The following is a 15,143-nucleotide window of genomic DNA, read 5'->3' on the forward strand; positions in this document are numbered from 1 at the left end:
GCGGACGCGGAATGTAGCGGAGTGCTCGGGGAAAACCGCAGCACAGCAGAGGTCACTCATGCGCTTGCCCACCGCACTGTCCCTACGAGCTGTCCTTCCGGCGGCCGCGCTCGCGTTCGCCCCGGCCCTCTACGGGGTCCCGGCGTACGCCGCCGAGGCCGAGCCCGCCGCCTGCGGGGACCGGAACGCCTCCGACTTTCCCATCGAAGCCCATCTGCGCGGCGGGCCGGACCAGTACGCCCTGGGCGGCGGCTGGCGCGGCTGGCACCTCGAACTGCGCAACGCCACGGACACCGGCTGCCGCGCCATCCACCCCATCGCCGTCCTGGTCGACCAGGCCCGTCAACTGCGGCCCCGCCACATCGGCTTCGAGTTCCTGGACCCCGCCGCGGACGGCGGCGCCACCTGGCGGACCGTCTCCTTCCAGACCACGGACGAGGACGAGAACATCGGGGTCTTCGAAGACCACTTCAAGGGCTTCACCGTGCCCGCGCACAAGACCGTCGACGTCCAGGTGCGCACGCGCTTCACCGCGGACGCGCCCGAGGGGCCGGTGACGGCCAACGCGATCGCCGTGCAGCGGCGCGCGGACGACGGCGACTGGGTGGGGCAGTCGAACGACTACGTCTTCCGCATCGGCGGGACGGCGGCTACGGGTTCGGGTACGAGCACGGGTTCGGGTACGGGTGCCGGTACCGCGGGTACCGACACCGGCACCGGCACCGGCACCGTTGCCGGAACCAAGGGCCCCGACGCCGGAACGCGTACGAGGGCTGCCACGCGCTCCGGCGGCCTTACGGAGACCGGGACGGATACCGACGTCGGCGCCGGAGCCGCCACCGACGGGGACGACGAGACGACGCCCGCTCCGGAGCCGACCACCCGCTCCAAGCGCCCCACGGCCACGTCGAGCCGGACGGCCGAGGAGACCGAGGAGACGGAGACCCCCTCGGCCGCGCCGAGCCGGAAGCCGAGCGCCACCAGAAGCTCCGGCGCGACCCATAAGGAGAGCAGCCCGGCCGCGGTGCCGCCCCGCGCCGACAGCGACGTTGATGCCGACACGGAGGCGGACGCCGACGTCGGCGCGGATCCCGACGTCGACACCGATACCGATACGGATACCGAGTTGGGCGCGGATGTCGACACGGACATGGACACCGATGTCGGGGCGGACACGGACACGGGCTCGGACCTGGGCTCGGACTCAGACGCGGACGCCGATACGGGTACCGACACCGAGGCGGGTACTGACACCGGTACCGACTCCGACACCAGCACCGGTACCGACCTCGACGAGGGCCTAGACACCGATCCCGGCACCGACACCGACCTCGGTACGGAGACCGATCCCGGCGCCGACACCGGGCTGGGCACGGAGACCGACGACCCCGGAGCCGAGACCGACCCCGGAGCCGACCCCACCCGCGAACCCCAAGCCGAGCCCAGCACCGGCACCGGCGGTGAGGGCCGTCACGAGGAGGACGGCGGCCACGAGCGCGAGCACGAGCGGATTCCCGAACTCGCCGCGACGGGCCGTCACACCGCCCTGCTCGCGGGGCTCGGCGTCATCAGCGCCGCGCTCGTGACCTGCGGAACCGTCCTCGTGGTGAAGTCCAGGCGCTCGGGAGTCTGAAGCCCGGCGCCCCGACGCCCTCACATCCGGCGCGGGTACGAACTACTGGCCCCGGGGCCCCTCGCCCCGGCGGCGCAGTTCGTCGTCGACTTTGTCCGAGCCGGACTGGATCTGCTCCGAGTACTTGCCGCCGGTCTTCTTGTCCGCGGTCTCGGCCCCCTTGCGAGCGCCCTTCCGAGCCTTGTCGGGGTTCTTGCTGATCGCGCCCTTGAGCTTGTCCATCATGCCCATCGTGGCCTCCTTACGGTCCGGCCTCACGGTCCGGCTCGTTCCACGGAGGGGCGGATTCCGCCCCTTCCCCAGGATCAGACACCTGTGCGGATCTGTCGCGCTGGGACGGAGCGCGAACGGATGGCGAACGGACCGTGCTCCCGGACACAGGGCGGTCTCCCCAGCGCTTTCCCCGGTTAGGCTGAGGTCGTCGCAGAGTCGATTTCGAGCGGAGAGCAACCAGTGGCGGAGCGCAAGCCGATCGAGTCATGGCTCACGGACATGGATGGTGTGCTGATGCACGAGGGCATACCGGTCCCCGGTGCCGACGCCTTCATCAAGCGGCTGCGCGAATCCGACACGCCCTTTCTGGTGCTCACCAACAACTCCATCTACACCCCGCGCGACCTCCATGCCCGGCTGTCCCGTATCGGGCTGGACGTTCCGGTGGCCAACATCTGGACGTCGGCGCTGGCCAGCGCCCAGTTCCTGGACGAGCAGCGCCCCGGCGGCACCGCGTATGTCATCGGCGAGGCGGGGCTGACCACCGCGCTGCACGACATCGGCTACGTCCTTACGGATGTCGAGCCGGACTATGTGGTGCTCGGCGAGACCCGTACGTACAGCTTCGAGGCGCTCACCAAGGCCATCCGGCTGATCAACGACGGTGCGCGGTTCATCGCCACCAACCCCGATGAGATCGGCCCCTCCGCGGAGGGTGCGCTGCCCGCCACCGGCTCCGTGGCCGCGCTGATCACCAAGGCCACCGGCCAGAAGCCCTACTTCGTCGGCAAGCCCAACCCGCTGATGATGCGGTCCGGGCTGAACGCGATCGGCGCCCACTCCGAGTCCAGCGCGATGATCGGCGACCGGATGGACACGGATGTGCGGGCCGGGCTCGAGGCCGGCATGGAGACCTTCCTGGTGCTCACCGGGGTGACCAAGGCGGGCGAGGTGGATCGGTACCCGTACCGCCCGTCCACGGTCGTGGAGTCCATCGCGAACCTCGTGGAACGCATCGTATGACCCGCCGGTGAGCGTGGGCATGACGTGTCGGTGAGCGCTGGCACGGCCCGCCGGTGAGCCCTGTGCCCCGGATGGCGCAGTAGGCGACCGCAGCGGATGCGGGGCCCTGCCGGGCGCGTGAGCCTCTTGGTATCGGGAGGTTTCACCATGCGCATTGTCGCACTCACTCTCTGTAGCGCAGCATGTGCCGCCGTCGCGGCGCTGACGGCCGCCGCTCCGGCCCTCGCCGAGCAGCGCCACTCCGCCACCACCACGATCCGGATCAGCCCACGGGCCCTCGCCCCCGGCGCCGAGGTCGAGGTCTGGGCCTTCGGCTGCCCGGACCGGGTGGCCACCGCCTCGTCACCGGTGTTCGTGGACGACGCGGAGCTGACGCCCGAGGGGGACGCGCTCTTCAGCGAGGCGACGATCCGCTCCACGGCGGCCAAGGGGGCGCACCGGGTCACCCTCGACTGCGCGGGCGGCGGCCTCGTACGCGAGGACGGCGGCCTCGTACATGAGGACGGAACGGGCGCGGACGGCGCGGCCGGGGACGGGCAGGGCGGCGCGGACCGGGTCGCCCTCGCCGTGGAGCGCCCGCCCTCGCCCGTCGCCCCCGTCCGCGCCGGCGGGGGCGGCACCGCGCCCGACGAGGCGCGGCCACGCGACGACATCGGCGCCGCGGAGGCGTACGGCCTGGTGCTCTCGGGCGGTACGGCCGTGGCCGTCGGCGGCCTCGCGGTCCACCGCCGCCGCCATCCCTCCCGTACCGCGAGCTGATCGCCCCACGGATCTGGATACCGAATACCGAGATGGACGGACACATGGACGGCATCGGGAATCGCTTCTCCGGCCTCGGGCGGCCGGCCATCGGACTCGCCTGGGCGGCGCTGCTGCTGGGCCTGTGGATGTGGGGCCGCGATACGACGGAGGGGACGGGCGGTCCAGCGCCCATGACCGGGGACGTGGCCGCGGTCGGGCGGCCGTCCGCCCATCCGCTGCCCCCGGCGCACGCGCCGCTGGCCTCCGCCCGGCCCGAGCGGGTCGTGATCGAGGCGGCAGGGGTCCGCGCCCCTGTAGTCGCCAGCGGCCTCGACCGCGACGGAGCGGTGAAGCCCCCGCCCTTCAGCCGCCCCGGCACGGTCGGCTGGTACCGCGCCGGCCCCGAGCCCGGCTCCCCGGGCGCCGCCCTGCTGGTCGGCCACCTGGACACGAAGAGCAAACCGGCGGTCTTCCACGGGCTGAGCGACCTCAAGCGGGGGGAGCGGGTGCGGGTCGCGCGATCGGACGGGACGACGGCGGAGTTCACGGTCGAGGACGTCGAGGTGGTGCCGGAGAAGCACTTCGACGCGCGGCGGGTGTACGGGTCGCGGTCCCATGACCGCGCGGAGTTGCGGCTGATCACATGCGGGGGCAAGTACGACCGCTCGACCCGGACGTACTCGGCGAACGTCGTCGTCTCGGCCTACCTGACCGGCACAACGGGCTCTCCCGGCAACGTGTCGGCCGGCAGCCGCAATGCGCACTAGGGGCGGAGCCCCTGCGACGCGGCGGAGCCGTACGCGCGTGGTCGCCGTCGCCGGGGCGATCCTGTCGTGTCTCGTGGTCTCCGGGTGTTTCGGGCCCTCGGAAGGGGACAGTGACCATGCCTCGCTCGTCGCCCGGCAGCCGAAGCAGCGGCCCAAGGCCACGATCCCCTATTGGGTGAATCCGGACGGCAGCGCCGCGCGCCAGGTCGCGGCGTATCGGAAGAAGGGCGAGGACGGCGAGGCCAGGCTGATCGAGAAGATCGCGGAACAGCCCGTCGCGGAGTGGCTGGGGGTGGAGGACCCGGAGGGGCGGGCGCGCGGGTTCACCGCGGCCGCGGATCAGGTGAACCGGGATGCGCTGCTGGTCTTCTACAACATCCCGCACCGCGACTGCGGGCAGTACTCCAAGGGCGGCGCGGCCGACGGCGACGCCTATCGCACCTGGCTGGACAAGGTGGTCCGGGGGATCGGACACCGCCGGGCGACGGTCGTCCTGGAGCCCGACGCGCTGCCCCATGTGGTGGACGGCTGTACGCCCAAGAAGTTCCACGAGGAGCGGTACGACTTGCTGACCGGCGCTGTGGACAAGCTCAAGGGGCTGTCGCGCACCAAGGTCTATCTGGACGCCGGAAACCCCCACTGGATCAAGGACCCGCGGCGGATGGTCGAGCCGCTGAAGCGGGCCGGTATCCGTAAGGCCGACGGCTTCGCGCTGAACACCTCCAACTACCAGACGACCGAGGAGAACCGGACATACGGCAAGCGGCTGTCCGCGCTGCTCGGCGGCAAGCCCTTCGTGATCGACACCAGCCGTAACGGCAATGGCCCGGCCCCGGGCAAGAACGACCCGCAGGCGTGGTGCAACCCGAAGGGCCGGGCGCTGGGCGAGCGGCCGACCGTCGACACCGGGGACAAGCGGATCGACGCCTATCTGTGGATCAAGCGTCCGGGCGAGTCGGACGGCACCTGCAAGGGCGGTCCCACCGCGGGTCGGTGGTGGCCCCGGTACGCGCTCGATCTCGCCCGTAACGCCGACCGCAGAAGTGGCTAGCCGTCACTTCTTCGCAGTAGTCAGCCGTCACTTCTTCTTCGGGGCAGGGACCCTCACCCAGACCGCCTTCGACGGCGTCCCCCGGTCGTCCACCGCGTTGAGCATGTACCACCCCGGCGGCACCACGGACGAGTCCTTCGGCAGAGTCACCGTCACCGCGTCCTTCGTCCGGGTGAAGTCAAGGGCGATCGACCGCTGCTCGACATTGGTCACATGGGTGAAGGAGCCGGGCCGGAGCAGCCGCATCTTGGTGATCGCCGACGCGTACGCGGTCCGGTAGGTGATCCTCCCGCCGAGCTTGACCGTCCTGGGCGCGGTGTCGGCGAGCTTCGGCCGAGAGTCCCGGAAGAGATACGGCGGGGTGTAGAGGTCGATCTGCTGCTGGAACTCACCCGGCGTGGTGTTGGCCTTGTCGGCGAAGAGCGAGTCCGAGCCGAAGGTCATGACCCGGCCGTCCGGCAGGAGCAGCGCGCCCGAGTGGTAGTTGCGGCCCACCAGCGGATCGGCCACCGCGCGCGCGGTGTTGCTCTTCGGGTTGTAGAGCTCGGCCTTCAGCACATTGGTGGCGCCGCGCCCCCGGTAGTCGCCCGAGCCGTTCGTGGTCAGCACGGTGTCGTCGGGCAGGATCACACTGCTCGGATAGCGCACCTTCGCATACAGCTCCGGGCCGTCGCGGAACCGCGGCTTCTCGGCGTGCAGATCGACGATCCGGGTCTTCGCCGAGGACTTGGGGTCCTCGCCGACCCCGCCGCCGCCCTGCACCATGTACCGCTGGTCCTGCGCGGGCGGCAGCAGCACCGACATCGACGTCTCCAGGGCGTCCGAGTCGCTGATCCCCGGGACCACATCGAACCGATTGTTCTTCAGATTCCAGATGCCGGGCGTGCGGCCCTTGTCGTCCGGGCCGTATCCGGCGTTCGAGCCGGTGTAGAAGATCCGGCCCTTGTCGGTCAGGAACAGCGCGGGGTAGGTCGGGAAGAAGCGCTTCTTGGGCAGGTACTTCCACTTCTTGGTCTTGGGGTCGTAGATCTCGTTCTTCCCCGGCACCACCTGGCCGATCTCGTCCAGCCCGGAGACCGCGAGCACCTTGCCGTCCTGGAGGCTGGTCAGGGTCGGGTACCAGCGGGCCTCGTTCATCGGATCGACCGGGACATACCGCTCGGCCTTCGGGTCGAACTCATACGCCTGCTTGATGCCCTGGAAGTCCTTCTTGTCGAACGACAGCTTCTGCGCGATTCCGTAGAAGTTCCGCTTGTCCTTTCCCTTCAGCCCGGAGATCCGATAATTGTCCTCGGTCCCGGTCTGGTACTTCTTTCCCCTGCGCAGCGCCTCCACATAAACCCGCGCCGTGCTCGCGGTGACGATGACCTTCCCCTTGCGATTCTTGCTCTTCTTCGCGCGCGGAACGAGAATCGGGTCCTTGGACTCGAAGGTCTTGCCGTTCTCCTTGCCCGTGAAGCGGGTCCCGGCGGGGAGAGTCTTCGGCTTGTCGGGGCTCTCGTTGTGGACGAACATCAGTCCGCCCGCCTTCTCGACATTGCCCCTGAGCTTCTCATAGCGCTGGGTGCCGCCCGCCACCAGCAGCTTTCCATCCGGGAGCTGGCTGTGCCCGGAACAGAAGAGGTCCTTGGGGGTGGGAATGTTGGTGAAGGTGTTCTTCTCCGGGTCCCACAGGACGCTGCGGAAGGATTTGGCGGCGAAATTCTTGGCGTTGTTCCCGGAACCGGCCACCAGCAGTACCTTGCCGGTGTGCAGCAGCGCGGCGTGGATCGTATTGATCCGGTACGCCTCGGGGACATCGACCACATCCCAGTGGCCGTTCTCCGCCTTGTACTCCGGTTGGTTGATTTTGTACGCGTGGTACTTGTCCGAGCTGAAACGGTAGAGGGCCGGGCCGTTCATCCCGGCCAGCACGAAGATGGCCGCCGCACCGATCCCGAAGCGGCGGGTGCGGCGACTCGGTCGGTACTTCACTTCTTATCGTCCCCCAAAGGGCGGGCTGCGTGTTCCGTTTCTCCTGGCGGACGGTCCACCGTCAGGGCGATGATCCGCGCGGCTGTGACAGCCAGGGCAAGTGATGCGCAAACAGTCATCGCGGGATGACTGTGGCCGAAGTAGCAGGAAGAGGCGAGCGACCCGCCGAGGACCAGCAGGAAGTCGGACAACAGTTCCAAGGGTGAATACGTGGCTCTGGTCCGCCATTCGGGCTCGGGGGCTGGCACTCTGCTTCAGGCGCGATCGCCGTGTTGACGTGTGGTGGCGGGCCGAGGGGAGGGCTGGCGTGGTAGCTGGGCACACCGCGGGCGATGCGTTCGCCGATCCCACGTCCGCCTCGCGGTTCGCTGATGGTGACCGGTCGCTTGGCGGGCCGCGTCACGTGGCGTGTGTGATGGACGGCAACGGACGGTGGGCGGCCCAGCGGTCGCTGCCGCGTACGTCAGGTCATCGGGCGGCGGAGACGACCGTGATCGACGTCATCGAGGCGGCTCGGGCCGCGGGCGTGGAGTGGCTGAGCCTGTACGCCTTCTCCACCGAGAACTGGAGTCGGCCGGGTGCCGAGGTCGACTATTTGATGCGGCTGGTGCGCGCGGTGGTGCGCAAGCACGCGCCGCTGCTGCACGCGCGGGGGATCCGCTGCCGTTTCCTCGGGGTGAGCGACCCGAGGATCCCTGGGGCGTTGGCACGCGACTTCGCCGATCTGATGACACTGACCGGCGACAACCGAGGCATGACCTTGACCGTCGCGTTCGATCACGGCGGCCGCGGGGACATCGTCGCGGCCGCGCGGTCACTGATCCGCGCGGGCGTGCCGGCCGAGGCGGTGGACGAGCGGAGTTTCGCCGCCCATCTGCCCTTCCCCGACACACCCGACGTGGACCTGGTCATCCGGACCTCGGGGGAACAGCGCATCTCCAACTTCATGCTCTGGCAGGTCGCCTACGCGGAATGGGTCTTCCCCACCGTGCTGTGGCCCGACTTCCGTGCGCCGCACTTCCTCGAATGTCTGCACATCTACCGGCAACGCGATCGCCGCTTCGGTGGCGTGCTGCCCGAGCGGAACGGAGATTCCCGATCGTGACCGACGCAGACGGCGGAACCCCCGACAGCGGCCAGGACGGTGCGACCGAGTTCGACGGCGGTACGTCACGGCCGAGTGCGGCGAACGGACGCGGGCCGTTGTTCGGCGCGGGCTCGCAGTTCCAGGAATTCGTCCACGATCCGCGCTGGGCGCTGGCCATGGTCCGGGCGACCGTGCTGGAGGCCGCGCACCCGCAGGTCGGAGCCGCGCTGATCGACAACTCCACTTTCGTCGCCCACCCGTGGCGACGGCTGCGCAACACCTTCCGCAGCTTGCAGCGCATGTTCGGGGACGACGAACAGGTACGGCTCCGCGAGGCGGCACGGCTGAACCGCCTCCACGCACGGCTCAAGGGAACCGACCCGCGGGGCCGGCCCTACAGCGCGATGGACCCCGCCGTACGGGCCTGGGTGGTGGCGACCATCTTCGAGTCCACCGTGACCATGTGCCGGCTGAGCGGACAGCCTCTTGAGCAGCACGCCATGGAGCGGCTGTACGCCGAGTTCCAGGCATACCTGGCCGCCATGGGAGACGAGGCCGGTCACCTGCCGCCCACCCTCTCCGAGTTCTGGCTCTACTACGACCACGTGGTGGCACAGGAGCTGGAGAACACCGAGGCGATGCGGATCATCCTCTACAAGCTGTTCGACCATCTGCCCGCTCCGGCCCTGCTGGGCGGGGTGCCCACGCTATGGGCCACCGGCCGGGCCGTCGTCGGCCCGCTCATCGGGGCGATCACCGTTGCCTCGCTCCCGGAGCCCTTCCGCCGGCGTGCCGGGCTGCCCGAGATGCCCGGTGCTCAGATGCTGATGCAGGGGGCTTATCTGGCCGTCGGTCTGGCCCGGTTCCTGCCGAATGGCTGGGTCCGCGCTGACGCCATCGCCGACCTGCTGGCTCTCTCGCCCCACAGTGACGACCCGCGAGCTCGGGCGGTCACCGCCCTGCACGACAAAATGCGGCGGGCCGGTGCCCTGATCCGGCTCATCACGCCTCTCCCTCCGCAACCGGAACCCGTCTCCCGCGACGGCACCGAACGCAGTGCGGAGGAGTTCTTCCGCGAGGTACTCGACCAGACTGGCGACGGGTACCTGGACTGGCCGGACCTCGCCGCCATGGCCCGCGAACTGTCCACCCGCCTCGATCTGGAGGAGCCCGAGGAAACGAGGCTCTACAACGCCTACGCCGACTGGTGGCGCGAGCTCCAGACGGCACTGGACACCGACGGTGACGGCCGCGTCAGCGCCCGCGAGTACGCCACCGCCGTTCCCGCCCTGGCCGGTCCCGCACTGATCAAGGTCGCCGAGGTCCTCTTCGACGCCACGGACAAGGACGGCGACCAGCACATCGACGCGGACGAATACCGGGCGCTGTTCCAGACCGCGTTCCACCGTGACACGGTCGGCACCGACCGTACGTACACGCGGGGCGCCTTCATCGGGGACTTCCTGGCCTTCATGTCCGGCCGCCGACGATCGACAGCCTACGACCCTCTGCTCGCCCAGGCGTGAGCCGCTCAGCCGCGATGCGCCGAACGCAGTCGGATGCGGATGTTGCCGAAGTGGTCGCGGATCGCCTCTTCGGCTCGCAGGGCGTCACCCGAGCGCACCGACTCCAGGATCTCCCGGTGCTGCTTGCAGGTGACCCTCGGATCCGTGGGCACGTCCACGAGGTCGGTGCGCACCCGGTGGAAGGCGTCCCAGAACGCCTCCAGCACCTCGCTCAGCAGCGAGTTGTCCAGGCTCCCGTAGAGCGCGGCGTGAAACGCCCGGTCCGTCTCGGCGCGCACCGAGCCCTCCGCCGCCTCCGCCTCCATCCGCCGCACGACCGCTTCCAGCTCGGCGAGATCCGCCTCCGGGATGCGGCCTGCCAGCCGCGCGATCAGGCCCGTCTCCACGGCCTCGCGCAGCTCGAGGAGTTCGAGCAGGCTGTCCTCGCCCCGGTAGTGCCCGGCGACGGTACGGAAGATCAGCCCCTCGATCATCGGCGCCATCGACATCGGTCCGACGTACGTCCCGAAGCCGTGCCGGATCTCCACGATCCCCATCGCCTGGAGCGCCTTGAGCGCCTCGCGTACGGAGTTACGGCTGACGCCGAGGAGCTCCATCAGCTCGGTCTCGGTGGGCAGCGGGGCGCCCGAGGGGAGCCGCTGGTCGATGATCAGCCGCTTGATGCGTTCCTGTATGTGCGCCGCCACCGCCACCTCCGATCCGGACAGCTTAGCGGCGGCGGCACGAGCAGGTCAGATGTGTGCGATGAAGGCGGCCCAGGCTTCGGGGGAGACGGTGAGCCGACCCCCCTGGGGGGGGGTTTGGAGTCCCGGATGTGGACGGTATCGGTGCGTATCGCGCCCGGCTCGCCCGGCTGCTGGCCGTCCACCAGCTCACCGAGTGGGGGTTCGCCCCGGAGTTGGGGCGGCTATGACGCGGCGATCCTGGACGAGGAGGGGAGGGGGCTGATGCTGGTCGAGGCGGTGGCGGATCGCTGGGGCATCAGGGAGCGAAGGGGGCTGGGCAAGACCGTATGGGCGCGGATCACCGAGGCGAGGTGACTTTGAGCATGGGGCCGGGGGATGGGGGGGCGGGGGCCTCGCCGCCGGCCGCCGGGCCGGTGGGGGCCGGTGCCGTGGCGGCTTCCGTGCCCGAGGGCCGGGGCCGATCCGGGGTGCGGGTCGACGGGCCCAGGGCGGCCCCTCCGGGTACCCCTCCCAAAAACGCTTGATCTGAAGCAACTAATTTGTCAAACGTTTTCGAGAGGGGTACCCCACCCCCGGCAGGCGGTCCGGCAGCGGCCCCTGCCCCGGAAGGCCGTAGCCGCCACCGGCGCCCACGTCCGGCCGCCCGGCGCCCGGCGACGCGGCCGCGCCCCCACCCCCTGCCCCGCTGCTCAAATGCGCCGAAGGCGCGAGACGGCGCCGCGCCCGACCGAGCCGCGCAACCCAAGGTCCCCTCCCCGAGGGGCGGCCCGGCGTGATCGCCCGGCGTGCCAGCGGATCGCTGAGCGCGGCTGATCGCAACTGACCCGAGAGGGAGCCCTCGGCGCCCCCACGCGCCGGGGGCTCCCCGGTTCTCGGCAGAACTTCGGAACTTCGTCAGGCGGCCGCGCGCTGGCTGCGGGCCAAGGACGTCGCCGCCTTGCGGCGCCCCGGCGCGAGCACGTCGACCGGGGCGCCCGCGCCGCTGCCCGGCGTCTCGCGCCAGCGGTCCAGCCGGGCCACGACCTCGGCCAGCCGCCGATCGCCGGGACGGACGGCCACGTAGAAGAGCGACTCGTCCGGCTTCCGGTCGTCCCCGCCCCAGCGGACCACGCCGTCGAGCTCGGCGAGGATGTCGCGGATCACCACCTCCTGCTGGGGGAAGAAGCCGCCCTTGACGCCCGGCGGGTAGTGGCCGGGCCGGATCCGGACGGCCGTACCGGACGCCTGGTTGCCCTCCGGCAGCCCCTTGCGGACCGAGCCGGGGCTGCGCCAGCCGATCACATCGCCCTTGCGGAGTTCGTCGATCTCGTAGTGGAAGCGGCGGATCACATGGACCAGTACGGTCTCCGGTGCGCCGATGCGGACGGTGACACCCTCCAGCGGGGTGCCGGGCACCGGACGGGACCAGATGGCTCCGCCGCCGTCGGCGACCTTCTCCATCTCCCAGCCGTTGGGGCTCGGTCTGCCCGTCAGCACCCGGGCCCGGTTCGCCTGATAGCGGCGGTATGCCTTCCGGATCTCCTCGCCGGTGGGCGTCTTGGAGTGCGAGGACGCGGCGTACGCGGGCGTCGCCAGCAGCGCGGAACCGGGGAGGGAGGCCAGCGCGGCCGCGCCGAGCAGTGCGCCGGAGCGGGCGAGCAGCTGCCTACGGGATGGGTCGAACACGCTCATTCATCGTCCCCTCGTGACGGTGGGCTGGTGGACCGCTTCTGGTCGCGGGTCGCCACGGATACCGCGCCCGTGGCGATGGCCAGGACGAAGGCGATGCCCATGGCCGGGTTGATGTATCCCGGGACCGCGGCGTCGTAACTTCCGCCCTTGTCGATCCGGCAGGTGAAGCGAAGGGGAAGGTAGCTCGCCGAATAGCCGTCGACCTGGGCCGCCTTCTCCGGGCTGTGTGCCTTGGCGCACGCGTCGCGCATGGTGTCGCTCTCCATGAACATCAGGTGGAGCGCGCCCCAGATGTACAGGGCGATGGTCACGCAGACGGACAGCAGGGCGATTCCGCCGAGCCATTCGGCCCGCGTCTTCCGGCGACCCCTGCGCTTGGCCATGCCGGAGCCGAGGAGGGCGATCAGGGTGCAGAAGGTGATGACCCCGATCAGGCAGATGAACAGCAGCAGGATCGAGTTGAGTCCATCCGGCGCATCGGACGCCAGCGATGCCGGCGATGAAGGTGCTTCGTTCACCGCATCATCCTGTTGTACTTCTCGAAGATGTAGTAGAGCGGCATGCGCTTCTTGGCGTCGCTGAAGGCGGGTTCCTTCGGGCCCTGGTAGCGCCGCAGCACCTCGTAGATCTCCGACTCCTTGTAGTCCAGCGAGGGCCGGCGGATCGCCGTCTCCGTGTCGACGCTGCCGGGCTTGCCGTCGGCTCCCCAGATATGGGCGTGGCCGACGGAGGTGAGGGCGAAGTCGTTGTCCGTGCGGAGCTTGTCCCACACCGAGAAGACGTCGGAGTCCTTGTCCGGGTCCTTCGGGGTGCCGGTCACCAGGCCGGTCCTGATGGAGTTGTTCCAGCAGAGGACGCCCACCAGCCCGAACATCTGGGCCACACCGGTGCTGCTGTCGCGCAGCGAGACCACCCCGGGCAGGTCCTTGGCCCAGTCCGGCACATAGCCGTTGTGGTACAGCCACACCCCGGCGTCCTTGACCAGGTCCTCATTGCCGTAGTGCCGGAACTCCCAGAACGCCGTGGTCTGGATGAGCGCCTTCCGCATGCCGTACGCCCGTGCCGTGTTCGTGACGGCGACATCCCCGGCGATGATTGTTTCCAGGCACTGGGTGGTGGTGTAGATCCTGCCGTCGTCCTCGGGGAAGCCGATGGATTGCATGTAGGTCTGGACGTCGGCGAGCAGCCCCGGGAAATAGGCCTGGTTGAAGAGGCTGTCCGGCATGGTCGCCACCGGGGGGTTGAACGACCCCTGTCCGGTGTCCAGGCCGGAGGCGATGTTGTTATCGATGTTGATCGAGCCGTCGCCGGAACCGATCGTCTTGGTGACGATCTGGTCGAAGGCCCAGTTGGGCGGCAGCGGGTAGCCGTAGTTCCCGGAGAAGCCGCTGGACATGTCGGAGACGAAACTCGCCGTGGCGTGGCCCGCCTCGGAGACCCGGATGCACACATTGCGCGGTCCGTAGACCCCGATCTTGTACCGGTTCCCGGCGATGGCCATGCCGTCCACGATGCCCTTGAAGTGCGGCAGGACATTGTCGGTGACCTCGTAGTCGTACGCGTCGAAGTCCACCGCGAAGAAGATCCGGGTGCCGTCCTTGAAGCCGTGGTCATCGGCCGCGTTCGCCGCCGCGATGGCCGCCGCGTTGCCCGCGGTGTAGTTGAAGCCCGAGGCGTCGCGGCCGAAGGTCTGATAGATCGGGAAGCAGCGGAGCCCGTTGTCGGCGAGGGTCTGGAGCTCGCCGATCTGGATGGCCTTCTCGGGGAGGTCGGTGGTGCTGGGGTTGGTGAGATAGCGGCCGATGTACTTGTAGCCTGCGGCCTTCAGGGTGTTGGCGCGGGCCTGGGTGATCTTGGTGACGCCGTCGCACGCCTGGCCCTTGCGGTCCTGGTCGCCGTAGGAGACCAGCAGCGACGCCCAGGTGGAGTAGTCGCCCTTCCCGGTGACCGGGAGCTTGGCGAAGTCCTGGAAGCTGTTCACCGCGGATTGCAGCGCCGATCCGAACGAGGAGCTGAACGGCACATTGGGCCGCTGGTTCAGGATCATCGCGGCGGAGAACAGCCGTACCCAGGTGCTGGTCTCGCCCGAGGCGACGGTGTGCTGCTTCAGCCCGGACTGGGTGCCGGGGCCGAAGTTCCCGTTGGCCACACCGTCGGCCATGCCGAGCTCGTACTGCACCGCCAGCAGCATGGACTTGGCGACGGTCCGCGAGTGGTGTCCGTCGCACGGGATGATGAAGTAGTCCTGACGCTTGACGTAGTTGGCGTTCAGATACTGCTGCACCGTGCGGATGCCGGCGCCGCCGTCCCCGGTGACGATGTAGGCGTCCATGGTGAGCAGCCCCTTGAAGACCTTGGGGGAGAGGCTGCCCGCCTCGAAGACGCCCGCCACGCCCATGTCGGTCATCAGCTCGGTGAGCGAACTCGCCACCGTGGAGCTGAACACCCCGTCGATCCCGCCGCCGTTGTACCCCTTGCAGTACAGCCCCGACTGAATGATCTTCGTGAACTTGGCCGAGGGCGTCGTACTGGCGTTGAGCTTCGGGTACTTCGACTGGAGCGTGCTCAGCGTGGTGGGGCCGAAGCTGTCCGAGAGGCTGGTGATGCCCAGTTCGTACTGGAGCGCCCGGGTGAGCGCGTACATCACCGTCCAGCTCGTCTTCCCGTCGACCTCGAGCGCCGGAATACCCAGCTTCCCGCCGTATGTGTCGTTGATGAACTGCTGCGCCCGCATGACCATGGCGTCGGCCATGACGTCTCCTTCAGTGCCG

The 15,143-nt window shown here is 69.5% G+C and carries 14 protein-coding genes; 8 read left to right on the forward strand and 6 right to left on the reverse strand.

The window, feature by feature from the left end; genetic code table 11:
• The first annotated feature begins 58 nt into the window (after positions 1 to 58).
• A complete protein-coding gene (locus tag ACT2CW_RS31585) occupies positions 59 to 1,633 on the forward strand; it encodes a hypothetical protein (protein WP_445519090.1) in 1,575 nt (524 codons plus the stop codon).
• Between the two features lie 42 nt (positions 1,634 to 1,675).
• Here the strand turns inward: ACT2CW_RS31585 and ACT2CW_RS31590 are convergent, their stop codons facing one another.
• Positions 1,676 to 1,864, reverse strand: a complete 189-nt coding sequence (locus ACT2CW_RS31590; RefSeq protein WP_020870990.1) for an antitoxin — start codon at positions 1,862 to 1,864, stop codon at positions 1,676 to 1,678.
• A 222-nt stretch (positions 1,865 to 2,086) separates the two neighbouring features.
• On the opposite strand from ACT2CW_RS31590, the gene ACT2CW_RS31595 reads away from it, so the two are divergent.
• The 4 genes from ACT2CW_RS31595 to ACT2CW_RS31610 all read left to right on the forward strand — a co-directional run bounded on the left by ACT2CW_RS31595 (position 2,087) and on the right by ACT2CW_RS31610 (position 5,428).
• A complete protein-coding gene (locus ACT2CW_RS31595) occupies positions 2,087 to 2,869 on the forward strand; it encodes an HAD-IIA family hydrolase (protein WP_182471261.1) in 783 nt (260 codons plus the stop codon).
• A gap of 147 nt (positions 2,870 to 3,016) precedes the next feature.
• Complete coding sequence (locus ACT2CW_RS31600) at positions 3,017 to 3,628, forward strand: hypothetical protein (protein ID WP_164430356.1); 612 nt, start codon at positions 3,017 to 3,019, stop codon at positions 3,626 to 3,628.
• 44 nt (positions 3,629 to 3,672) lie between these two features.
• The gene (locus tag ACT2CW_RS31605; protein ID WP_166483679.1) at positions 3,673 to 4,377 is read left to right on the forward strand and encodes a class F sortase; all 705 of its coding nucleotides are present in this window, start codon (positions 3,673 to 3,675) and stop codon (positions 4,375 to 4,377) included.
• Complete coding sequence (locus tag ACT2CW_RS31610) at positions 4,367 to 5,428, forward strand: glycoside hydrolase family 6 protein (RefSeq protein WP_445519091.1); 1,062 nt, start codon at positions 4,367 to 4,369, stop codon at positions 5,426 to 5,428. The genes ACT2CW_RS31605 and ACT2CW_RS31610 overlap by 11 nt, the downstream gene beginning before the upstream one ends.
• Before the next feature lie 27 nt (positions 5,429 to 5,455).
• Here ACT2CW_RS31610 and ACT2CW_RS31615 read toward each other — a convergent pair whose 3' ends face one another.
• Positions 5,456 to 7,402 carry a galactose oxidase-like domain-containing protein gene (locus ACT2CW_RS31615; RefSeq protein ID WP_445519092.1) on the reverse strand — a complete coding sequence of 649 codons (1,947 nt, stop codon included), beginning with the start codon at positions 7,400 to 7,402 and terminating at the stop codon, positions 5,456 to 5,458.
• Between the two features lie 403 nt (positions 7,403 to 7,805).
• On the opposite strand from ACT2CW_RS31615, the gene uppS reads away from it, so the two are divergent.
• A complete protein-coding gene (gene uppS / locus ACT2CW_RS31620) occupies positions 7,806 to 8,507 on the forward strand; it encodes a polyprenyl diphosphate synthase (protein WP_164430364.1) in 702 nt (233 codons plus the stop codon).
• Positions 8,429 to 10,015 carry an oxygenase MpaB family protein gene (locus ACT2CW_RS31625; RefSeq protein WP_445519093.1) on the forward strand — a complete coding sequence of 529 codons (1,587 nt, stop codon included), beginning with the start codon at positions 8,429 to 8,431 and terminating at the stop codon, positions 10,013 to 10,015. Before uppS ends, ACT2CW_RS31625 begins: the two co-directional genes overlap by 79 nt.
• A 5-nt stretch (positions 10,016 to 10,020) precedes the next feature.
• On the opposite strand, the gene ACT2CW_RS31630 is transcribed toward ACT2CW_RS31625, so the two are convergent.
• Entirely contained in the window at positions 10,021 to 10,701 is a 681-nt protein-coding gene (locus ACT2CW_RS31630; RefSeq protein WP_445519094.1) for a FadR/GntR family transcriptional regulator, read from the reverse strand.
• A gap of 126 nt (positions 10,702 to 10,827) precedes the next feature.
• Here ACT2CW_RS31630 and ACT2CW_RS31635 point away from each other — a divergent pair, with 126 nt between their 5' ends.
• Positions 10,828 to 11,055, forward strand: coding sequence for a hypothetical protein (locus tag ACT2CW_RS31635; protein WP_445519095.1), 228 nt, complete (start codon positions 10,828 to 10,830; stop codon positions 11,053 to 11,055).
• Between the two features lie 540 nt (positions 11,056 to 11,595).
• Here ACT2CW_RS31635 and ACT2CW_RS31640 read toward each other — a convergent pair.
• From ACT2CW_RS31640 to ACT2CW_RS31650, 3 genes are read right to left on the reverse strand one after another with little or no spacing between them, the layout of a single operon-like run.
• Positions 11,596 to 12,372: a hypothetical protein gene (locus tag ACT2CW_RS31640; RefSeq protein ID WP_445519096.1), complete on the reverse strand. Its 777-nt coding sequence runs from the start codon at positions 12,370 to 12,372 to the stop codon at positions 11,596 to 11,598.
• Positions 12,369 to 12,890 carry a hypothetical protein gene (locus ACT2CW_RS31645; RefSeq protein WP_445519097.1) on the reverse strand — a complete coding sequence of 174 codons (522 nt, stop codon included), beginning with the start codon at positions 12,888 to 12,890 and terminating at the stop codon, positions 12,369 to 12,371. Before ACT2CW_RS31645 ends, ACT2CW_RS31640 begins: the two co-directional genes overlap by 4 nt.
• Positions 12,887 to 15,124, reverse strand: coding sequence for a glycoside hydrolase domain-containing protein (locus ACT2CW_RS31650; RefSeq protein ID WP_445519098.1), 2,238 nt, complete (start codon positions 15,122 to 15,124; stop codon positions 12,887 to 12,889). The genes ACT2CW_RS31645 and ACT2CW_RS31650 overlap by 4 nt, the downstream gene beginning before the upstream one ends.
• Positions 15,125 to 15,143 lie beyond the last annotated feature (19 nt).

The organism is Streptomyces sp. NEAU-174 (assembly GCF_052665095.1).

Coding starts and splice junctions, on each gene's coding strand:
- ACT2CW_RS31585 (WP_445519090.1), top strand. CDS start 59: ATGCGCTTGCCCACCGCACTGTCCCTACGAGCTGTCCTTCCGGCGGCC.
- ACT2CW_RS31590 (WP_020870990.1), bottom strand. CDS start 1,864: ATGGGCATGATGGACAAGCTCAAGGGCGCGATCAGCAAGAACCCCGAC.
- ACT2CW_RS31600 (WP_164430356.1), top strand. CDS start 3,017: ATGCGCATTGTCGCACTCACTCTCTGTAGCGCAGCATGTGCCGCCGTC.
- ACT2CW_RS31605 (WP_166483679.1), top strand. CDS start 3,673: ATGGACGGCATCGGGAATCGCTTCTCCGGCCTCGGGCGGCCGGCCATC.
- ACT2CW_RS31610 (WP_445519091.1), top strand. CDS start 4,367: ATGCGCACTAGGGGCGGAGCCCCTGCGACGCGGCGGAGCCGTACGCGC.
- ACT2CW_RS31625 (WP_445519093.1), top strand. CDS start 8,429: ATGTCTGCACATCTACCGGCAACGCGATCGCCGCTTCGGTGGCGTGCT.
- ACT2CW_RS31635 (WP_445519095.1), top strand. CDS start 10,828: ATGTGGACGGTATCGGTGCGTATCGCGCCCGGCTCGCCCGGCTGCTGG.
- ACT2CW_RS31640 (WP_445519096.1), bottom strand. CDS start 12,372: ATGAGCGTGTTCGACCCATCCCGTAGGCAGCTGCTCGCCCGCTCCGGC.
- ACT2CW_RS31650 (WP_445519098.1), bottom strand. CDS start 15,124: ATGGCCGACGCCATGGTCATGCGGGCGCAGCAGTTCATCAACGACACA.